Here is a 21,610-nt window from a genome sequence, read left to right as displayed (position 1 = left end):
ATTTGATCAACAACGCCGTTATATTCATCAAATGCATGGTGCTCTTGATTTTGACCTCCCCAGTTTATTAGGTCGTTTTTCAGGTAATTAAAGGTATCGACATTCCCGTTCAATGATTTCGCAAACTCGCTATAAGTAGCCTCTAAGCTAATTTCCAACCAATTATCTTTTTTGAGCTGTCTACTAGAAAATGTTGTCGTAATTTGAATTTGATTGTTGACACAATACTCATTGATCATAGTTTCAAACCAAATTCGCGAGTAGACTAAAGCCTGACGAATATCGTACACATCTAACGCTTCTTTAACCTTTTGAGAGTAACTTACACCAAAGTTTTGTATTACTATCCCCTTTGGTGTCGATTTTAATATTTGACTTGAAAATGTATCAGCATCAGTTGCTCTTTTATGTTTGTTGGAAATCTTTTCCCAAAACATTCTGTCATGTGTTGTTATTATCCTTTGAACCTGTTTTAGATAATCATCTTCACTAAACATATCTATAATATTTGACCGATGTTCAGTATCAATTGCATTGACTACATCATCAAAAATAATTATTGGATGACAATTTTTCTTTGCTACAGATAACAGTAAAGCAAGTCCCAAGCCTCTCAAGTGTCCTTCACTTAACACACAAAATGCATCATCTTCACGACCATCTTGCATCTTAAGAATAATTCTATATGTACCACCCGTTTGCTGAAATTTAACTTCCGACACAATTTCATTTGGGTTGTCATGCTTGTTGATCTGACTGTAATAATTGAGCGTTGATTGTTCTATCCCACTTATATTTTCAGCCTCTACTCCTCGCTTGTACTCATTAAGTTCTGAAAACAGTTTCTTGTAACTACCTTCTAGTTGTTTTGCAAAATCGTTAAACCTTTCATCACTAAGAATCTGATTAAGTTGATTTTTTCTTTGACTTAGAAGGCGAATTATCTCTTCGTGTGCCTCCGATAGATTGACAGACTTCGTGGCAATATTTGTTTCAAAAACTGTAGCTGAGCTGAGCTTTTCTTCGATCTTATCAATTTCAGAATTCAGAGATTCGAGGCGTTTAGCTTGATTTACTACTCTCTTATTTTTTGCTCTAATCTCAACATTTAATGTTTCTATCTCAGCCGAGAATTCGTTCAATGCTGATAATTGTATTAAATACTCGGCTGAATCCGATTTGTTTGAAGATAAAGTACTATCAATTGCGAGAACCAAGTTTTCCGATAAAGTATCCCGATGAAGGTTTAAGAACGTTTGTAGATAGGCAGAGGAAACTGTTATACGTTCTTGTAATTGAAGCTCGATCTTTGTGCAGGTTATCGATGCCCGATCTAAAAACTCTAGTTTCGGTAACTCGTCTTCAACAACTTTCTTTGGATGTTTGTAAACGTCTTTTATGGGTGTTTCACAAGTTGGACAACTCTCAATATCAGACATATCACCGAAATTTTGAATAGCCTTATACAAGTCTTTGTAGTTAACTTTGCTAGCATTAGTTGCTAACAAGTTCCTTCTATTTGCTAATAACTCAATTAGCCAAGTAATTGAATCAATATATTTAATAAGGGAGTCTAGTTTGATCTCTTCACTAACAACTTCAAATTTCTGAGTACTTAACACTAAATGTTTCTTCAACCGATCAAAGTAGTTTTTCCTTGCTACTATATGAGCACTATCATATTTTTCTAACCCAAACAGTTCCGCTAAGAGCTGTTGCTCGCCTTGGATTTCATCTATCTTTGTTTTTCTCAAGCGCCTTTTAGCAGCTAGTTCTTGATTAACCGCGTCATAACGCTCTTGACCAGAGCTTCGAATAAACTCAATAGCTTTAAATGAAGCTGGTTTAACCATTCCATTTACAATGTCATCAATTTCTTCGAGTTCAAACAATGTAGCAAGAACATCTGCTTGTTTAACGTTAGTATCCTTTGAACCCAATAGCGAGAATTCTTGAAGCCTGTTCCTATCAATAAAACAACTATTCCAAAATGGTGATTTAGGGACGACTCCATTGACCAACTCGCAGATAATGCTTGGTGTTCCGCCATTCTTTATATAGTTTTTTAACGGGGTATTTCTGCGATCAGCTTCTTTTACATTATCTGTAAGGCTATATTCGATAGCCTCACATAATGATGTTTTTCCCCCACCGTTTGGTGCAAAAAAGACATTAACACCCTTACTAAATGGGATTAATGTCCCTTGATCATTGTCGTTAAGGGAAGAGAAACCTCTAAAGTTTTTAACTTGTATTGACTTCAGCGGCGTCAGCACTAAATTAGAGCTGTCACGTGCTAAAGCCATATTTTGGTCCACAATTCGTCTATACCTTTCGACCTGCCTTCCAACTCTTCTTCTTAACTTTTCTATGTCACCCAGTTCTGAATAAATTGCTTTTGTAAGCTTTTTGCCCTTCTGCTTTTTAAGCAGAGACAATAAATATAGGTAAGAACAATTATCATCTAGAATTTGATTTTTGAGGAAATTATTTAAGTGAAAACTCATGGAGGGTGCGCCTGTGCAACTGGTTGTAACGACATGCTACCACTGAAGCTAACTACATGTTAGTCATAGTTTTATTTGCGAAAGGCTAGATTGATCTATGTAGATATTTGAGTTATTAAACGCGAAAAAGAGCACTGATAATCTCTTCTACACCATCACTAGTACTGAAATGTTAGACTAATTGTTAGTCCCTAGTCCCTTAGGACACAAACAAAAAGGCCTCGCAATGCGAGGCCTTTGTTTTTCTATCTATCAGAAGAGATTAGTCGCGAAGTGCTGCGCCGAATTTCTCTGAGATTGAAGCTACGATAGCATCTACTGAACCAGCGATGTCTGCATCTTCAAGTGTGCGCTCTACAGACTGTAGGCTAAGTGCGATTGCTAGGCTCTTCTTACCTTCTTCAACGCCTTGACCAACGTATACGTCGAACAGTTTAGCGCCTGTTAGGAATTCACCACCAGCAGCGATACACGCTTCTACGATGTCGCCAGAAGCAACTGCTTCATCAACAACAACGGCGATATCACGACGGTTTGCAGGGAACTTAGATACTGCTACTGCTTCTGGAAGCACGCGAGTGTTGATAGCTGCCCATTCGATTTCGAATACGATAGTACGGCCGTTAAGACCAAACTTACGCTCTAGTTCTGGGTGAACAGTACCAATGATACCCACTTCTTTGCCGTCTACTACGATAGCCGCAGTTTGACCTGGGTGAAGTGCTGGGTGCTTAGCTGCTTTGAAGCTGTATGCGATTTCGTTTGCAGAAAGCTCAAGAACTGCTTCTAGGTCACCTTTAAGATCGAAGAAATCTACAGTGTTAGTTGCAATGTCCCAGTGCTCTTCGCCACGAGTACCAGAGATAACGCCCGCAAGCATCATTTCTTGGCGCATGCCGTTTTCAGCCGTTGCTTCAGGGATGAAACGTAGGCCTGATTCGAATAGACGAACGCGAGACTGTTGACGCTTCTGGTTGTGAACAACTGTGTTTAGTAGACCTTGGATTAGGCCAAGACGCATTGCTGACATATCCGCAGAGATTGGGAATGGCAGGATTAGCGGCTCAACACCAGGTACAACAAGTTTTTGCTGTTCTGGTTCTACGAAGCTGTATGTGATTGCTTCGTGGTAGCCACGGTCTACAAGAAGGTCACGAACGCGCTTAAGCGGTTGGTTAGCTTCTTTGTGGTCATTCATTTTAAGTGCCGCTTTAGGCGCTTGGTTTGGAATGTTATCGTAACCGTAGATACGACCTACTTCTTCAATTAGGTCTTGCTCGATTGCGATATCGAAACGCCAAGATGGAGACGTTGCCGTCCAACCAGCTTCTGTCGTTTCAACGTTACAACCTAGGCGAGTAAGAATTTCCACTACGTCTGTAGATGGGATTTCGTGACCTAGTAGGCTGTCTAGCTTAGCGCGACGTAAAGCAACTACGTTTGCTTTAGGAAGATCAGCTTCAGATTCGCTGCCGTTTACTGGCGCAACTTCACCACCGCAGATTTCAACTAGAAGCTGTGTTGCACGCTCCATTGCTGCTGCTTGAAGTGTTGAATCAACACCACGTTCGAAACGTAGAGAAGAATCTGTGTGAAGGCCGTAAGCACGTGCGCGACCACGGATATGATCCGGTGCGAAGAATGCTGCTTCAAGAAGTACGTCTGTTGTTTCAGTCGTAACACCTGAATCTTGACCGCCAAAGATACCAGCGATTGCTAGTGCTTTGTTGTGGTCTGCGATAACAAGTGTGTTGCTGTTTAGTTCAGCTTCGTTGCCATCTAGAAGTGCTAGTTTCTCGCCCTGCTCTGCTAGACGAACCACGATGCCGCCTTCGATCTTAGCTAGATCGAATGCGTGCATTGGTTGGCCTTGCTCTAGCATCACGTAGTTTGTGATGTCTACAACTGGGTCGATTGAACGGATACCACAACGACGCAGTTTTTCTTGCATCCAGATTGGTGTTTCCGCTTTCACGTTTACGTTCTTAACCACACGGCCAAGGTAACGTGGACAAGCATCAGTTGCTTTGATTTCAACAGATACTGTGTCTTCAATGCTTGTTGCAACAGCGTCAACTGTTGGCTCTGTAACGTCTGCGCGGTTTAGTACGCCAACTTCACGAGCAAGGCCACGGATGCTGAAGCAGTCTGCGCGGTTTGCTGTTAGGTCTACGTCGATAGTTACGTCGTTAAGCTCAAGAAGCTCACGTACGTCCATGCCTAGCGTTGTGCCTTCTGGTAGCTCAAGGATGCCGTCAGACTCTACGTCGATACCTAGCTCAGAGAAAGAACAAAGCATGCCGTGCGATGGAACGCCACGTAGTTTTGCTTTCTTGATTTTGAAGTTACCAGGCAGTACTGCGCCAACTGTTGCTACTGCTACAGTTAGGCCAAGACGACAGTTAGATGCACCACATACGATGTCTAACAGCTGTTTATTTCCATCAAGATCGGCTTCACCAATATCGATTTTTGTAACTTGTAGTTTGTCTGCGTCTGGGTGCTGACCGCACTCAACCACTTTACCTACTTTAACGCCGGTGAATTCACCAGCAACAGGTTCTACATCGTCAACTTCCAAACCAGCCATAGTGATTTGGTGAGCTAGCTCTTCGCTGTTAATTGCAGGTTTAACCCACTCGCGTAGCCAAGATTCACTGAATTTCATAGTTTTGACTGCCCCGGATTACTTGAATTGTTTAAGGAAACGAAGGTCGTTCTCGAAGAACGCACGAAGGTCATTTACGCCGTAACGAAGCATCGTTAGACGCTCTACACCCATACCGAATGCAAAACCAGAGTATTTCTCAGGGTCGATGCCAACAGAGCGAAGTACGTTAGGGTGAACCATGCCACAGCCTAGAACTTCTAGCCATTTGCCATCTTTACGTTTCACGTCAACTTCAGCTGAAGGCTCTGTGAACGGGAAGAATGAAGGACGGAAACGCACTTCAACTTCTTCTTCAAAGAAGTTACAAAGGAAATCGTTAAGAATGCCTTTAAGTTGTGCGAAGTTTACGTTCTCATCAACTAACATACCTTCCACTTGGTGGAACATTGGCGTGTGAGTTTGATCGTAGTCGTTACGGTAAACACGACCCGGAGCAATGAAGCGGAAAGGCGGTTTGCCGTTTTCCATCGTACGGATTTGAACACCAGAAGTGTGCGTACGTAGCATTAGATCAGGGTTGAAGAAGAAAGTATCGTGATCAGTACGAGCTGGGTGATCGTCTGCGATGTTTAGTGCATCAAAGTTGTGGAATGCATCTTCGATCTCAGGGCCAGACTCAGTGCTAAAGCCAAGCTCACCAAAGAACTGTTCGATACGCTCAACTGTGCGAGTAACTGGGTGAAGACCACCGTTCTCAATGCGACGACCTGGTAGGCTCACATCGATAGTTTCTTCAGCTAGTTTCGCTTCAAGCTCTGCACGTTGAAGTGCGTCTTTGCGAGCTGCGATCGCTTGTTGAACAGCACCTTTCGCTTTGTTGATCTCTTGACCAGCAGTGCGACGCTCTTCAGGTGGAAGTTTACCTAGGCTTTGTAGTTGAAGAGTTAGTTCACCCTTCTTACCTAAATACTGAACTCGCACTTCATCAAGTGCGACTAACGAATCTGCTGTATCAATAGCAGTCGTTGCATTAGCAATGATCTCTTCTAGATGTTGCATCATTTCCTCATCTACCAGTTGGTAGTGTCCGTATCGGATGATTAGTTTTTTTAGATAGCTACACATAGTAATCAAACACGCAACCAATGCCAAATTGAATCGCTAAAAGAACAAGTTATTGCCTAAAAACACGGCAAATTTAACAGGATATTAATGAGGAGTAGGAAGAAGTGGAACAATTACAGGTTCCACTTCTTAATTTGGAAATGACCTGAAGGCTAGATCTGAATAGAACAAACGCTGTTCTTCCCTGCGTTTTTTGCTAAATAGACGGACTCATCCGCCGCTTTAATCAATTCGTTCATGGTTTCGAATTCTTGGGTCATTTCAGCGACACCGACACTAATACTGCCAATCCAAACTTGATGACTGGTTTCAACCTCTAATTCAGACACTTTCTGTCGAGCGGTTTCCGCGATGTACATCCCACCTTTAAGGTCGGTGTTTGGGCAAATAACCAAGAACTCATCGCCACCTAACCGGCAAACAATATCATCATTACGGAACGTGTTTTTCAGTTCACGCGAGAGGGTTTGTAGCACCAAGTCGCCTGCATCATGGCCGCTGGTGTCATTAATGCGCTTGAAGTGGTCGGCATCAATCATAATACACACTAAAGGCATGCCCAGTTCTTTGGAGTCTTGCCAATGCAGCGCTAACTGTTTAAAAGCACTACGACGGTTATGCAAATTAGTAAGAGAGTCGGTTAATGACAGTTCTTCAAGTCTCTTATTCGCTCGTTTTAATTCTGCCGTACGTTCCTCAACTTTATCTTCGAGTAACTGGTTGAAGCGTAACAACTGTTTGTTTCGTTCAGAGACTTGTTCAAACAGGCCGTTAAGCGCAGCCAATAGCGGGACAGTCGCAGAATCTTGCTGCTTTTCTTCCGCTTCAAAGGCTTGCAGAGGTGTCGCGCCCTCTTCTATCGCGGTCATTTGTCGCGCCATGTTTTGGTCGATGCCGAGGATGTGGTAAGCAAGCCAGTGGATCAATAAATCAAGTAACTGCCGTGCTGACGACTGATCTTCTTCCATGATGAAAGCTTGCATACTGTAGATATCTTGCATAAATACACGATGCACTTTGATATGCTCTTCAATGTGTCGCTCATACACACCGCAATCTCTCATCAAAGATTCTTCTTCTTTAAAGTGAAATTCGGCATAGCATGTGAGATCTAGTAAAGCGACGTTTATGTCGTCGATAGAGATAGTGTTCTCTGACAACAGATTTCCGTAGTGGTTGATAATACCAACAAGATATTGATGCTGTTCATCTACAACACCAATGCCTGTTTCAAAGTTTTTATCCCAATTAAATGAATTCATAAATCCCTTAAGGCCGATACCACCAGCACGATTTACATGCATATTCGGAGGTTATAGATACTGAAAAAATATAACCACTTTACCTGTAGGTTTATTCGATTGTTTGATCCACTTTATAAAAAGACGACTTTGAACATTCTAAATATGGCTCATCTTAAATTTGAGACGTCCCCCCCAACAGGAACGCCCCACGAAGCTAACATTAGAAATAATATTCCAACGCCATCTCAACAAAGTCATCCTTGCGTGCGAAGAACAACAAGTCCTCTGGGGTTTCGTTCTCAAACAACCAAGCATTCAGTCGCCACTTGAGATTGTTGTTAATACGGCTCGATGCCTCTAGCTTGGCACTGTAGACATCACTGTTATCTAAGTCTTGAGTGATACCAGTAAGCACTTCGGTGCCGTCTTCATCGTTCAAAGCGAAACGGGCGCCAAGGAACACATCATTTTGGCCGATGGTTTGGGCATTGTTGCCTCGGCTGTCATACAGGTATTCAGCGATGAAGCCGATGTCCCAGTACGATTCAAGCGCCCCTACCCAAGTGTATTCAAAGCCTGTCGCCACGCCGGTATGGTTGTCGTAGCTGTCGCGATAAATGCTTTCCAGCTTCCATAACCAGTCACCGATAATGCCTTGAACATCCAATCCGAAGTGTTGCATTTGGGCGTAGTATGGCTTGAGTTGATTGCCTTCCACACGGTAATAAGGGTCGCGGTTTGTGCCGCCTAAGTAGCTTAAACCGACATCCCAATCACCGTACATTTGGCTGTAACGCAATGCCACATCAACGTGTTTTTCTTCTCGTGAAGATTCGTAAAGCGCATCGTCCGATACTGGCACGGTTGGCCTTAATCGACCGTCTTCGCCTGCGAAGGTACGCTCACGAAAATACGGCAGTAACATGGCGTCTATGGTGCCCCACTCTTTTATCGAGGTGAAGTGCACCATAGGCTGACCTAACTTGGATTCGCCATCGACCGATTCAATGGCATCGGTCTGGTTTACCACATCCACTAAATGCGCCGATTCGGTTACGCCCCAAAATACCTTTCCAACACCCGCTCGCAGTTCGTAATCATCCCAATAGGTTAAATACAAGGCTTCGCGAATATCACCATGAGTTCGTTCATCGTCTTCACTGTCTAGGCGATAAAACGGGGTGAAGGTAATGCTGCCGTTGTCCTCTTGTTGCTCCCAGTAAAACTCTGGCTGCAACACCAGTGAGCTTTGTCCTTTGTCTTGCCCTTGAAAGCCGTCGCTAAAGAACTGCCTATGTTCAAGGTTAACCTGCCCTGCGATATCAGGACTAAAGCCTGCCGCCACACAAGGCAACGACACCTGCATAAGCCCGACGGTCGCCGCCAAGGTTAAGGATAATTGGGTTCCTGTTGCCACAATCCTTTTCATATTCCTGCCTTATTTCGCACGTTTTAGTGTGTTCTTTTGGAAATCCTTGTCTTTAAGACCGGTCTGGAACACTAAATCTGTCGTGGTTAATACGGTGCTTTTGCCTGTTTGATGGTTTTGCATCGCCATGGTGTGTGCGCGCCAGTATTGGTTTAGGTACTGTTTGTAATCTTGGAACGATAGAGTTTTAAGCAGTGCGCCTTTGCGGTCGTAAAACTCGACTTTCATTGGGCGGTAGTGCTGTTGGTCTAGCCATACCTTTTGCATGGTGTAGCCTGAGTTTTTATCGGTCGGTACTTGCTCTAAAACAAAGGTGTCTACGCCTTCCAGTTTCGCGTCTTCAATGTAGTTGAAGGTGTACTTTTCAAGTTCAAACGAGCTTAAGTCCTCATACGCAAATTCACTGCCCATAAACGGGCCAGATTTGTTGCGTGAAGAGATGCGTTTTACACGCTTGAGTGCAGGAAGATACAACCACTGGTCATCGGATTTGGTGATGTGCGAATGGTTTAGGAAAGCCGTGCCTTTTACGTCGCGTGGTTCATCAAAAATGGTTAAGCCTTTGTCGCCATCGTCATCGACTTCCAAAGATTTCAATCGCATCAGACGTGTACTGCTTTCGCCCTGTTTGTTGCGAAGTAGCATTTCCATGGTTGCGACAGAATCGCCCCACCCGACATCGACCGCTTTACGTTGCTCGGCAATTTCTAAGCCTTTCGCTGGGTCTGCTAATGCTGGGAAAGCGGCGAATGTGCTCAGTGCCAACGAGCTAACAGTAAGTAATGTAGTAGCGAATGTTTGTTTAACGCTTTTCATAAATATCTCCTTGAGTCAGCCCACCGCAGCAGGCCGACGTTTCCTTATTTGGTCGAAGTAGTCAGTTCGGCTGTCGATCTAGGCTGCGACTTGGTATCTGGCTTTGATTCGTGCTGAGTTTTAGCTGAATAGTGGGTCTGTTTGTCGAAGATCATCAGTAAGCTTGGTAGCAAGATGAAATCGACCACCAGCGCAATGAAAATCACAATCGCGCTGAGTAAGCCCATGTCGGAGTTGAGTCTGAAGCTCGACATCGCCAGTACAGAGAAACCGGCCACTAGCACAACAGTGGTGATCCACAAAGCGCGACCTACGGTGTGGAAAGCGTATCGAACCGCTTCTTCTGCTGATTTCCCTTCGATTCTTGCGCGCTGGTATTTACTCAAGAAGTGCACCGCATCATCAACCACGATACCCAACGTGAGCGTGACCACGACTGACAAACCGAGGTTGATTTCACCTGAGATAAGCGCCCATAAACCAAAGCCAATGATCGCAGGCGCAATGTTGGGCACTAGGCTGATCATGCCTAAGCGAACCGAGCGCAATGCAAAGATCATCAAGCCAGAGATAAGCACTAGGGTGATAGGCAAAGTTGATAGCATGCTCGCCATGTTGGTTTCGCCAATATGAGCAAACATCAGTGACGGGCTCGAAGCCACCACTTCATATTGCGGTGCATTGGCTGCAAACCATGAGTAAATGCGCTCTTCGAGTTCGACTAGCTCAACGCTGCCAAGGTTATCGACGGTAAGTACCATTTTGATCGATGATTTATCGACGTTGATCTGGTTGTTCAAGTCCAAGCCGTACGGCAGAGACATTTCGTAAAGCAGCAGATATTGCGCGGCAAGTTCACGGTTCAGCGGTAGCTTGTAGTAGCTGTCGTCGTCGGCATGCATATTCTTGTTCAAACGCATATAAACATCAGAAAGCGTTGCCACATGGTCAGTTTCTGGTTGAACGCGTAGCCACTTAGTAAAGTCACCAATTGCTTGCAAGAACACAGGATCAGCAATCGCTTGAGACTCGTTAGTTTTCACTGCGATACTGAGGGTTGTCATGCCGCTTACGGTCTCTTCCATGAAGTCAGCCGCTTGTCTGAATTCACTTGAGGTATCGAAATACTTCACCGATTCATCGTTGACTTTGTTGAGCGGAATTAACGCGGCAGCGCCAACAATCACTAGCGTAGAAATCGGCAGCAGTGCTTTACGGTTAGTTACGACAAAATCGCCCAGCTTATCCATGAAGGTGACTTTGTCTGCCGCCTTAGGGTTGGCAGGTAGACGTTCGACTGGCAGCAGTTTTAGCAACGCTGGCAACATAGTCACAGACAAGAAGCACGCAATAAGTACACCCAGTGCCGATAAGTTACCGAAATCACGCAGCACTGGTGAGTCCGACATGTTCATCATCAGGAAACCAATCGCAGTGGTCACCGAGGTGATCAGAATCGGCATCGCATTGAGCTTGATGCTGTATTGAATGGCTTGTGCTTTCTCCATACCGCGCTGCATCGCTTGTCTCATGGTCACAATCACGTGAACACAATCAGCCACCGCCAAAGTTAAAACCAAGGTTGGCACATTCACGGTTGCGGTACTCAAGAACATCCCTGCCCAACCAGACAATCCCATGGTGGCAACAATCGAAGAGATGATCACAATGAGCGTCGCCACCACACTAAAGAACGAGCGCAGCATAAAGGTCAGGAACACCAGTACCACCAACAGCATTAAGGGAACGAGCGTTGAGCTGTCTTCTTGAGCCGAAGTCATAAATGCGTTGTTCATGGCTATGATGCCCGCTTTATGGAATTCGACATTAGGATACTGAGCTTGGTACTTGCCGATCATGGTATTGATTGCCGCAATCACCTCTTGCACTTCTGCGGTTTTGTCCACTTCTGGCAGTTGCACGGTGACGTTCACAATCGTCACATCGCCAGAGGCCGACACCAAGGCATTCTTAAGCAACGGCTCGTTAAGGGCGATCTGTTTTACTTTGGCGATGCGTTCTGGTGTGTGTTCGTACTCTTCATACAGCAAGTCTTCTACCAAAAGATCATCTTCAATGGCTTCGGTGTGCTGATAATTAGCAAGGGAATCGACACGGCTTGAATACGGGATCTGCCACGCATCAACCGTGAGATTTTGAATCAGGGTGAGAGTTTCAGGGGTGAAGACATTGCCATCTTCAGGTGCGACAACAATCGCAAGGTTGTCGGTTTTTGCAAAGGTGGTTTGGATTTCATCGAACGCCATCAACTGCTTGTTGGTGCCTTCGAAGAAGATGTTGTAGTCCCCTCTAAAGTAGAGGTTCTTAGCCCCTAATGCAGAGAGAATGATGATTGAAAACACCACCAGCAGAACGATAAACGAACGCTTGGTAGGTATTGAGTGCCAACTGTTTAGATCTGTGTTTGCGCTATCGGCATTAGGGTTATCTCGGTTTTGCTGATCGAACGTGGGCTTCTGGCTGTCATGTTTCATCACAGTCTCCATTTGTGACGATTCGTCATATTTGTGTCATAAAAAGCCAGCCGAAGCTGACAAAAGACACAATGCTTAGTCAAACACTCAAGAAAACAGCAACCACAGTCGGTCAGTCTCAAGTTTGTGACGAATCGTCAAAAATGGTTATTAATAAACCCACATGTGTGGGCTTAACGGAAGCTATCGACCTACAGACTCTAAGTAAGCGATCTCTTCACTGAACAGTTCTTGTTCTACACGACGCCAAGTTTTGCGGTAATCCCAGTCACTAGAAAGGGGCTGCCAATTGAGGCCGTCTAGAATCATGTTCGCGTTGTGTAATACTGAATACGGGTCTTGTAACCGCTTAATACAATGACTGTTTGATGCATTCTGTGACAAAGCATTTGAACCAAATGCGATTGACCAGTTAGCAAAAACGATGGCATCTGAGCCAACGCCAGAAGAGAACTTTAGGTCACCCGCTTCTACCGCTTGGTTAACCATAGAGTCGCATTGTTCAATCACCAACTCTTCCAGTTCATTCATCTCGGCGACGCGTGCACTAGACGCTTTCTCTAGTACCCACGGGCTTTTAGCCATGATCGCACAGGTTGATAGTACCGGTTCCATGCGAGCATAGATTCGGTAAGCAACGTGCAATGCGACGATCTTTTCACGTGTGTTGCCTTCAAACTCTCCAGAGCGAGCAAACATCATTGCTTCTGTCTTGAGAGAGTGAATACATAACGCTAAAACGACGTCTTCTTTGCTGCAAAAGTGATTGTATATCGTACCTTTAGAATAAGAGCTCGCTGCCGTTAGCTTGTCCATCGTGAGGTTTCCGAACCCTTGTTCTCGAACCAGATCTTTTGCTAACAACATCAACTCTACTTCTCGGTCTGCAATAGACTGCTGCTTTTTAGACAACACGCCTTTGCAACCAAAGATACCTTGTTTATCGCCTTTACAACCAAAGCCAAACATAATTTTTTAGTCCGTATATGAGCTTAGCCGTTATCTAAGCTTCGCCAGTATTTAAAACACTCCTATCCAATATATTAACACGAATAGTAAATTCATGTAGTTAACCATTTTGTGACGCTTCGTCATTTCTGACTTATCGTCATAATAGCGCAAATATTGATCACATCAAGGGGTTTTATAAATTAAATACATTTTGTGAATGGAAAGAGAATAAATGGGATATAGCTAAGAAAATCATCAATAGTTGACCTAAAGAGAAGACTTTAAAAGAAGACCTGTATTGTGACCAACAGAATGTGGACGCGAATTGGGCATTCTTAACCTAACAAAGAATGTCGGCACTTTAAGCTGCTATGCGTATTCATGCCCAATGATTCCTAGCTTAAACCACAAGAATGAATGACTGTAGGCTTACTTTATGGGGCAGACGTCTCCTTATGGTCAATATTTGGCTTACTAATGCCGTTTTCTGTTAAGTTGCTATAAATTCGGTAAGGGGTGACTTACAATAGTGACAACGACTTACCTTTTTTGAGAACACGATATTGAGCGCCAAATATTCTTATTTAGCTTGGCAAGTGAATACTTCTAGCCCTGCAGAAAAGCTGGTTTTATTGATGCTTGCAGACGGTGCTGACGAATTCGGCTACACCAATGTGTGCCTACAAACAGCAGGTCAACTTTGTGCTCTCTCTACGTTTGGTTTAGCCGACTGTCTTAAGTGTTTAGTCGACCAAGGTTTTCTCGATAAGGTAAAAGTAGATTATCGGGATAAAAAAGAGATTCACGTTTTCAAAATGCTCATTGAGCAAGAGCAAACTGCGGCGCACGTTGAGGTTCAACCGACCAATAGTATTCCGGTCTACTCTACGGCACCTGCACCTGCACCTGCACCTGCACCTGCACCTGCACCTAAGTTTCAGCCTGCTCCGGCACCAATGCAACACATGCAGCAGGCCCCTCGCCCACAAGGTCGAGGCTCAATGAACAGCAACACCGTCTCTACTCATGATCTCAACGAAGAAGAGATACCATCATGGGCAGAACGTGCGTTTAAATTCTCCGGTTTGACCGGTGACCATAGTTTAGTATGGAAGAAATTTGTCCTCTGGTATAAAGCCAAAGCCAATGAATTAATGCCATTATCTCGGATTGAATCCAAGCTGCAGTACTGGCTAGTTAACGAGAAGCAAAATGAAAGACAACAACAGCAGAAGACCTCTCAATATTCAGGAAATGCAGGACAAGCTCAAGGAAATGGGTATAGACAAAAGCTTAGCCCATCTGAACGCTTCAGGCAGCAGCTCATTCAAAAAGGCAAAAAGCCAACCTTCTGAGCCAGCTCAACCTGTTGTACCTGACGCTACAGGTCCATTAGTACCTGAAGTGATTGAAGCGCAAAGTACCGAAGTGAAAGTAGCGGCTGCACAAGCTGCGGATTCTGGTGCGTCTCAAAAAGTGCCTGTTGTCGATCAAGATCCGGCAGAGTTAGAGCTGACTGATTGGTGTATCCATGTATTTGGTTCTTTCTTAAGCGTGTACGAAACACAATGGGAATACCAATACGGGAGCGAGCCGAGCGGTAAGTTTATTGAATTTGCTAACTCAGTCGATTCAGACGGCCTTAACCGCGTGCTAATGCACTGTCATGAACGTATTCAACTTGGCAACAGTTGGCCGCCGCAAATGGGTGAGCTTTGGATCCTGAAAGATTCTTTGACTGAAGAGGAGTTGTTGGATAGCCGTATTCGAGTGTTGTCACGCTCTGCAGATAATAAGATTGAACAATGGTTAATCCAGAATAAACTGTACGATTTAAAGCGCACGGCTGAAAACAAACTCGATGGCCTGTTCAAGAAGTATTACTTGGAAGCGAAACGTTTAGATGAGAAAGGCATGCTTGAAACTGAGTTACCAGAATTCCTTCTTGCCGCTAACTCTGTAAAGAACCTGAACGATTTAAAACGTGAAGAGTACGAAAGTAAACACGGTAAAGCGATTAACCCAAGAATTCAGCGTATTCTGAACAGTAAAAAGTAACCATCCGCTTGCTATCTGTTATAAGAAAACAGAGTAGCGATTACACGGTTAACAGATACAAAAATGCCAGCTATCAAGCTGGCATTTTTTACGAATTCTTACGAACTCTACAAATATCCGTGACCAACGGTACGTCTGTCACTGACTGCAAGTAATTACAGTAGGTGGATAGTTGCGTTTAGCGTGAATACGCCAGAGTCGTCATCTTTCATTTTGAAGTTTTGGTAGCTAGCGCCTACAGATAGTGGACCAAAGATGAAGTATTCAGCGCCTACACCGTACATGATATCAACATCGTCTTGCTTGAAGCCATCAGCTTTAAGCTCGTAAGAGTGAAGACCACCCTTCGCGTATACGTGAAGAGGACCAAAATCGATGCTTGGTTTAATCGCTAGGTAAGCAGTGCTTGCGTCTAAATTCTTAAGATCGCGGTTGCCGTAATTAACGCTGCCGAAAGAACCTAGATCCCAGTAACCCGCTTCAACACCGATTAGTGGAAGGATACCTGTACCTACGTGGATGCCCACCGCGTTTTCATCTTCACCAGCGAATGAGTTTTGACCACCCATTACACCGCCGTACAACCAAGAATCAGCCATTGCTGTTGAAGATGCACCTAGTAGTGCTAGTGCCAATAACGTTTTTTTCATATTCGACCTTTTTCGTCCTAGTGGCAGGCCTTGAGTGGTAATAAATTGCCACCAAGTCGCCCTGTATGTAATAACTATTCAATTAGTAATGCAATAAGCAAGATTTATACCCAAACCTTGCCATTGCGTCTAGCTTTATTCCTTTAGCAAGCATCAATCGCGTTTTTAACACGCTTATCTGATACTGGGTAAGGCGTACCGAGCTGCTGTGCGAAGAAGCTTACACGAAGCTCTTCTATCATCCAACGCACCTCTTTTACATTTTCTGGAACCGCGATCCCTTTTGGAATTTTATTCAGCAGTTCTTTGTAATCATTCATTACTGACTCAACTTTGATCATGTGAAGACGATCTTTGTTCGGGTCAATTGGCAGTTTTTCCATGCGGCGTTCAATCGCTCTCATATAGCGTAGAATATCCGGCAAGCGTTTCCACCCACATTCTGTGGCAAAACCCTTAAAAATCAAACCTTCTACTTGAGCTTTTATGTCAGAAAGTGCGAATGCCATAGAAAGATCCACGCGTCCTTTCAGCTTTTTACTGATGCTGAATGCCGTGGTTAGGATGGTTTCAACCTGTTGAGCAATCTCTACTACGGTATCACCCAGCTCTGCACGTACGTGTTCTTTCAGAGCTTCAAACTGCTCTGGTTCCCAAACCAAACCGCCCTTCTCTTCAATCAGCTTATCAATACCACAAGCGATACAGTCATCGATAAGATCGAGTACCTGTCCGTATGGGTTGAAGTACAAGCCAAGTTTCGATTTGTTCGGCAGGTTCGAGTGCAAGTATTTGATCGGTGATGGCACGTTCAACAAGATTAAACGACGCTGACCCGATTTCATTGCCGAGATTTGCTCTTGCTCGGTTTCGAACAGTTTGATCTCTACGCTGTCTTTGGTATCCACCAGCGCAGGGAAGGCTTTAACATCGTAGCCACCACGTTTCTGTTGGTAGACTTTTGGTAATTCACCAAAGCTCCACGTGTGCAGGTTCTGCTGCTCGATATCGTCGTCTGCCACTTTAGAAAGCGTTTCTTGAACCTTGTCTTTCAGGCTCTCTTTCAACTCATGCAGATCTTTCTGTTCTTTCAGCTTACGCTTGCGATGATCTACAGCGCGGAATGTTACCTTTAAGTGCTCTGGAATCTGGTCTAACTTCCAGTCATCACGTACCACTTCCACACCCGTCATGCGGCGTAGCTCTTTCTCAAGAGAATCCAGTAACGGTGCTTCAAGCGGTGTCACACGTGCCAAGAATGCATCTGCGTAGTTTGGCGCAGGTACAAAGTTACGGCGTAGCGTTTTAGGTAACGACTTAATCAAGCTAATTACTAGCTCTTGACGTAGACCCGGGATCTGCCAATCAAAACCGTTCTGGTCGATCTGGTTCAAGATAGGCAGCGGAATGTGTACCGTTACACCATCGTTATCGTCGCCCGGCTCAAATTGGTAACTCAGCTTGAGCTTGATACCGTTTTGGTGCCAGAAGTTCGGGTAATCCAGATCGGTAACGTGGCTAGCATCACCGCGGAACAGCATCGATTTTTCAAAGTTAAGCAGCTCAGGGGTTTTCTGACTGGTCTTCTTCCACCATGTATCAAAGTGACGGCCAGAAACCGCCTCTTCACCAACACGCTGGTCATAGAAATCGAACAGTTCATCATCGTCGATCAAGATGTCACGACGACGCGATTTATGCTCAAGCTCTTCCACTTCTTGCAGGAGCTTGCGGTTCTGTTTGAAGAACGTATGTTTGGTTTCCCACTCACCTTCAACCAATGCACTGCGTACAAACAATTCACGGCTGACAGTGGCATCAATCGCACCGTAGTTAACTAAGCGTTTTGGAATGATTGGGATTCCGTAAAGCATCACTTTTTCGTGTGCCATTACTGCCGCTTGCTTCTTCGACCAATGTGGTTCGCTGTAACTGCGTTTAATCAGGTGTTTCGCTAGCGGTTCAATCCATTCAGGTTGAATCTTCGCGATAACACGGCCCCAAAGTTTTGAGGTTTCCACCAGCTCAGCAGACATGATCCACTTAGGCTGTTTCTTAAATAGGCCAGACGCAGGGAAGATGTGGAAGCGTGCATTACGTGCACCTTGATACTCATTCTTCTCTTGGTCTTTCATACCAATGTGCGAAAGCAGACCTGATAGCAGTGACATGTGAATGCCATCGTAGCTGCCCGGTTCTGTATTCAACTTAGTATCTAGCTCACGCATTGCTTGGTGAATTTGGAAGTACACATCTTGCCATTCACGGATACGTAAATAGTTGAGGTAATCTTGCTTACACTGTTTGCGGAACTGGTTACTCGACAATGCTTTTTGCTGCTGCTTGATGTAATCCCATAAGTTCACAAACGTGATGAAGTCAGACTCTTTATCGAAGAAACGCTTGTGCTTGTCATCAGACGATTGTTGCTTATCTGATGGACGCTCACGCGGATCTTGAATCGACAACGCAGACGCGATCACCATCACTTCGTGTAGGCATCGGTTACGTGGCGCTTCAATTACCATACGCGCTAAACGTGGATCGATAGGCAGTTTTGCCAGCTTACGACCAATCGCGGTTAGCTTCTTCTTGTCGTCGCCGTGGTTCTTGTTTTTGTTCGCTGACGGTTCAACGGTGGCGATCGCACCAAGCTCTTCAAGCAGCCTTACACCGTCTTGAATGTTGCGCTTATCGGGCGCTTCAACAAATGGGAACGCTTGAATGTCGCCTAGACCAAGCGCTGTCATCTGAAGAATTACAGACGCTAGGTTAGTACGAAGAATCTCTGGGTCAGTAAACTCTGGGCGTGACTCGAAATCTTCCTCAGAGTACAAACGAATACAGATACCTTCTGCAACACGACCACAACGACCTTTACGCTGGTTTGCACTCGCTTGAGACACTGGCTCAATCGGTAGACGTTGTACTTTAGTACGATAGCTGTAGCGGCTAATACGCGCCGTACCCGGGTCGATAACATACTTGATGCCCGGAACGGTTAACGAGGTTTCTGCCACGTTGGTTGCCAGAACGATGCGTCGACCAGTATGAGACTGGAAGATACGGTTCTGCTCACCCGCCGATAGACGCGCGTAAAGCGGGACAATTTCGGTATCACGAAGGTTGCGTTTACTTAATGCATCTGCGGTATCACGAATTTCTCGCTCACCGTTCATGAAGATCAAGATATCGCCAAGGCCTTCATCACACAGCTCATCAACGGCTTCAAAGATGCCTTCGATTTGGTCGCGGTCTGAATCACTTTCATCACCACCTAATGGGCGGTAACGCGTATCAACTGGGTAAGTACGACCAGACACTTCAATGATCGGTGCATTGTTAAAGTGCTTAGAGAAACGCTCTGGATCGATGGTTGCCGACGTGATGATCACTTTCAGATCAGGACGCTTTGGCAGTAACTCTTTCAGGTAACCCATGATGAAATCGATGTTCAGGCTACGTTCGTGCGCTTCATCGATAATGATGGTGTCGTACTGATTTAAGAAACGGTCGTGTTGAATCTCCGCCAGTAGAATACCGTCGGTCATCAGTTTGATTTGGGTATTGTCAGAAATCTGGTCGTTGAATCGAACCTTATAACCAACGAACTCACCCAGCTGTGTTTCCATCTCTTCAGCAATACGGTTCGCAACCGAACGCGCCGCAAGACGACGGGGCTGAGTGTGACCAATTAAGCCAAAGCGGCCGCGGCCAAGCTCAGAACAGATTTTTGGTAGCTGAGTGGTTTTACCCGAACCCGTTTCACCCGCCACGATAACCACTTGGTTTTCAGCGATGGCTTTCGCGATGTCTTCGCGCTTTTGGCTAACCGGGAGAATTTCTGGGTATTCAATCGTTGGTTTCTGTGCCGCGCGCTGAGTTGCCGTCATCATTGACTTAGCAATGTCTAACGCAATCTCATCAAAGACAGCGTGCTTAGCTTGTTCGTTCTTAATTTTACTCGCACCAGCAATTCGCTTACTCAAACGGAAGCGATCGCGTATCATACATTCGTTGAGCGCTTTACGAAGAGAGGCTGGGCTATTCTGAGATGATTTGTTGTTTGTCGCTGATTGTTCAGCAGATTTTTTCGATGCAGCTTGGTTTGGTTTCGCTTTGCTCTGTGAAGAACTTGGCTGTGCTGCATTCTTGTTGTTATCTGCTTTTTCCGGAGACGAAGTCAAAGCGTGTCCTATTCTTGTACTTATTAAACTCGCGCGATTATATCACAAGTCTCAAACAAAAAAGCCTGACAGCAAAGGGAAAACCTTTAGCTATCAGGCTGATTAATCTCGCTAACACTCGCAGGAGCTATGAAAGCGCGGTCAAATGTAATTCGTACTTAGTCAACTCTGGTTTAAAGCTAACGTTAAAAACTGCGCTTAAAACTCATATTGGAAGTAAACCGTGTTGTAGTTACTACCGCCTTTGATACGACCATACTGAGAGGATTTTTCAAAGATTGCAGAACGGTGATGCAATGAATAACCGAACCATAAGTTGTTCAAGTCATTCTTACCAATCAAGTCGCCAACGTTGACATCGAATGAGAAGTCTAAGTAGTTCAATAGATGGCTTGCGGTGTAACCTTTACGGTCCATCTCAGAGCCTTCGATGTAGGTAATCGAATCGATGTAAGACATACCTTCTGCCACACCAACACGCCACTGAGTTGGCCAATCAAAGGTGTAATACGCTTTGATTGCGATGATGTATTCGGTGCTGCTTGATTGAACGTCTGAGCTCCAGTGGTGGGCAATACCTGGGGTCAAATAGATATCCAATGGCAAGCCGAAGATCTCATCAGTTAATGGGTGTCCATAGAAGAACGAGGTCAACTGGTTGTTGTATTCGTCTTTTTCTCTATTGAACTTCATGATGTCGCCAATATTGGATGGCGTTCCCCAGCCGTGTGCGACACGTAAGTAAGGCGCATTGCTCAGTTTAGGTTTTGGCGCTTTCTCTTTGTCGTTAAAGAAACCAAAGCCAAGGTACAATTCCCCCTGATAACGGTCTTCAACAATCGAAGAATCGTAAGCGTTATCGTCCAATCGAGTCACACTGGTTGAACCCAATAAGTACAAGTTAGAAACCACATGGTAACGCGTTTCAACACCAACATTTAAGTCAACACCAGCACCAATGGTTTCATTAGATGCGGAGTAATACTCACTGTTGAAATCAGCACTTTTATAACGCAGCGTCGCGCTCGGGTAAAACTCCCAATCTCCAGTTTCATACTTGGCTTTAGCTCGTAAGTTACCGTGGAAGTTGTATTCACTGTCGCTCATTAACTCCGTCTCGACAGACCAAGAATCATCAAGTTGGTAGGTCAGTTGAGCACCAAAGTCCGCCGTATCGCCTTCAATCGCGTTCTGCTCAGATGCAGGAATATCAATAAAGCGCATGCGAGAGATAGCATTGAAAGACCACTTCTCATCGTCAGTTTGATAGAGGTATGCCCCCATCTCAGTACCGTCAATAAACACATAATCGTTCTTGAAAAACAGCATCGGTACGAATGAGCTAACCGATTGGTCGCCACCAGACGTGTCATAAGGGATGCTTGCTGTACGGAACATTGCAGCGATGCCCCACTCTTGCTCTTCAGCGGCCCACGCATTAGCACTTACGAAAATGCCACTTAGGAAAGCGCTACCTAGTAAAACCAATCCAGATGAAGGAAGAGTCGGTAAATATTTGAGCTTCATTCTTGTGTAA

Annotated in this window: 13 protein-coding genes; 2 read left to right on the top strand and 11 right to left on the bottom strand. The window is 44.8% G+C overall.

Annotation, left to right across the window (positions count from 1 at the left end; translation table 11 throughout):
* The 8 genes from AB4486_RS15745 to AB4486_RS15710 all read right to left on the bottom strand — a co-directional run.
* Nucleotides 1-2,507: AAA family ATPase (locus AB4486_RS15745; protein ID WP_372117685.1), on the bottom strand; the 2,507-nt coding region annotated here is incomplete at its 3' end.
* Nucleotides 2,508-2,769: 262 nt separating this feature from the next.
* Nucleotides 2,770-5,175: a phenylalanine--tRNA ligase subunit beta gene (pheT, locus tag AB4486_RS15740; protein WP_372117682.1), complete on the bottom strand. Its 2,406-nt coding sequence runs from the start codon at nucleotides 5,173-5,175 to the stop codon at nucleotides 2,770-2,772.
* An 18-nt stretch (nucleotides 5,176-5,193) separates the two neighbouring features.
* Nucleotides 5,194-6,177, bottom strand: a complete 984-nt coding sequence (pheS, locus tag AB4486_RS15735) for a phenylalanine--tRNA ligase subunit alpha (protein WP_004734764.1) — start codon at nucleotides 6,175-6,177, stop codon at nucleotides 5,194-5,196.
* Nucleotides 6,178-6,395: 218 nt separating this feature from the next.
* The gene (locus AB4486_RS15730) at nucleotides 6,396-7,505 is read right to left on the bottom strand and encodes a GGDEF domain-containing protein (protein WP_029235308.1); all 1,110 of its coding nucleotides are present in this window, start codon (nucleotides 7,503-7,505) and stop codon (nucleotides 6,396-6,398) included.
* A gap of 202 nt (nucleotides 7,506-7,707) precedes the next feature.
* Complete coding sequence (locus tag AB4486_RS15725; RefSeq protein ID WP_372115155.1) at nucleotides 7,708-8,916, bottom strand: hypothetical protein; 1,209 nt, start codon at nucleotides 8,914-8,916, stop codon at nucleotides 7,708-7,710.
* 9 nt (nucleotides 8,917-8,925) lie between these two features.
* Nucleotides 8,926-9,732: an outer membrane lipoprotein-sorting protein gene (locus AB4486_RS15720; RefSeq protein WP_017060448.1), complete on the bottom strand. Its 807-nt coding sequence runs from the start codon at nucleotides 9,730-9,732 to the stop codon at nucleotides 8,926-8,928.
* A 44-nt stretch (nucleotides 9,733-9,776) separates the two neighbouring features.
* Nucleotides 9,777-12,239, bottom strand: coding sequence for an RND family transporter (locus tag AB4486_RS15715; RefSeq protein WP_372117679.1), 2,463 nt, complete (start codon nucleotides 12,237-12,239; stop codon nucleotides 9,777-9,779).
* Between the two features lie 171 nt (nucleotides 12,240-12,410).
* Nucleotides 12,411-13,196 (bottom strand): TetR/AcrR family transcriptional regulator, encoded by a 786-nt coding sequence (locus AB4486_RS15710; RefSeq protein ID WP_004741595.1) that lies wholly within the window; start codon nucleotides 13,194-13,196, stop codon nucleotides 12,411-12,413.
* Between the two features lie 545 nt (nucleotides 13,197-13,741).
* Between AB4486_RS15710 and AB4486_RS15705 the strand changes: the two genes are divergently transcribed.
* Together AB4486_RS15705 and AB4486_RS15700 are read left to right on the top strand one after the other, a co-directional pair.
* On the top strand, nucleotides 13,742-14,533 hold the full coding sequence (locus tag AB4486_RS15705; RefSeq protein WP_102321034.1) for a hypothetical protein: 792 nt from the start codon (nucleotides 13,742-13,744) through the stop codon (nucleotides 14,531-14,533).
* On the top strand, nucleotides 14,454-15,236 hold the full coding sequence (locus tag AB4486_RS15700) for a hypothetical protein (RefSeq protein WP_372117687.1): 783 nt from the start codon (nucleotides 14,454-14,456) through the stop codon (nucleotides 15,234-15,236). Before AB4486_RS15705 ends, AB4486_RS15700 begins: the two co-directional genes overlap by 80 nt.
* A 155-nt stretch (nucleotides 15,237-15,391) precedes the next feature.
* Here the strand turns inward: AB4486_RS15700 and AB4486_RS15695 are convergent, their stop codons facing one another.
* From AB4486_RS15695 to AB4486_RS15685, 3 genes are all read right to left on the bottom strand, one after another.
* Nucleotides 15,392-15,886, bottom strand: coding sequence for an outer membrane beta-barrel protein (locus AB4486_RS15695; RefSeq protein ID WP_017065440.1), 495 nt, complete (start codon nucleotides 15,884-15,886; stop codon nucleotides 15,392-15,394).
* A gap of 143 nt (nucleotides 15,887-16,029) precedes the next feature.
* Nucleotides 16,030-20,073 carry an ATP-dependent RNA helicase HrpA gene (gene hrpA, locus AB4486_RS15690; protein WP_372117676.1) on the bottom strand — a complete coding sequence of 1,348 codons (4,044 nt, stop codon included), beginning with the start codon at nucleotides 20,071-20,073 and terminating at the stop codon, nucleotides 16,030-16,032.
* A 198-nt stretch (nucleotides 20,074-20,271) separates the two neighbouring features.
* The gene (locus AB4486_RS15685; protein ID WP_017070881.1) at nucleotides 20,272-21,600 is read right to left on the bottom strand and encodes a MipA/OmpV family protein; all 1,329 of its coding nucleotides are present in this window, start codon (nucleotides 21,598-21,600) and stop codon (nucleotides 20,272-20,274) included.
* Between the last annotated feature and the right edge of the window lie 10 nt (nucleotides 21,601-21,610).

It is taken from the genome of Vibrio sp. 10N.222.55.C6, assembly GCF_041473395.1.
Taxonomy (GTDB): Bacteria; Pseudomonadota; Gammaproteobacteria; order Enterobacterales; family Vibrionaceae; genus Vibrio; species Vibrio crassostreae_C.
The sequence above is the reverse complement of the archived record's forward strand: the minus strand, read 5'-3'. Positions and strand labels throughout refer to the sequence as shown.

Excerpts from the sequence above, each read along its gene's own strand:
- pheT (WP_372117682.1), bottom strand. The coding sequence starts at position 5,175 with ATGAAATTCAGTGAATCTTGGCTACGCGAGTGGGTTAAACCTGCAATT.
- pheS (WP_004734764.1), bottom strand. The coding sequence starts at position 6,177 with ATGCAACATCTAGAAGAGATCATTGCTAATGCAACGACTGCTATTGAT.
- AB4486_RS15730 (WP_029235308.1), bottom strand. The coding sequence starts at position 7,505 with ATGAATTCATTTAATTGGGATAAAAACTTTGAAACAGGCATTGGTGTT.
- AB4486_RS15725 (WP_372115155.1), bottom strand. The coding sequence starts at position 8,916 with ATGAAAAGGATTGTGGCAACAGGAACCCAATTATCCTTAACCTTGGCG.
- AB4486_RS15720 (WP_017060448.1), bottom strand. The coding sequence starts at position 9,732 with ATGAAAAGCGTTAAACAAACATTCGCTACTACATTACTTACTGTTAGC.
- AB4486_RS15715 (WP_372117679.1), bottom strand. The coding sequence starts at position 12,239 with ATGGAGACTGTGATGAAACATGACAGCCAGAAGCCCACGTTCGATCAG.
- AB4486_RS15710 (WP_004741595.1), bottom strand. The coding sequence starts at position 13,196 with ATGTTTGGCTTTGGTTGTAAAGGCGATAAACAAGGTATCTTTGGTTGC.
- AB4486_RS15700 (WP_372117687.1), top strand. The coding sequence starts at position 14,454 with ATGGGTATAGACAAAAGCTTAGCCCATCTGAACGCTTCAGGCAGCAGC.
- AB4486_RS15695 (WP_017065440.1), bottom strand. The coding sequence starts at position 15,886 with ATGAAAAAAACGTTATTGGCACTAGCACTACTAGGTGCATCTTCAACA.
- AB4486_RS15685 (WP_017070881.1), bottom strand. The coding sequence starts at position 21,600 with ATGAAGCTCAAATATTTACCGACTCTTCCTTCATCTGGATTGGTTTTA.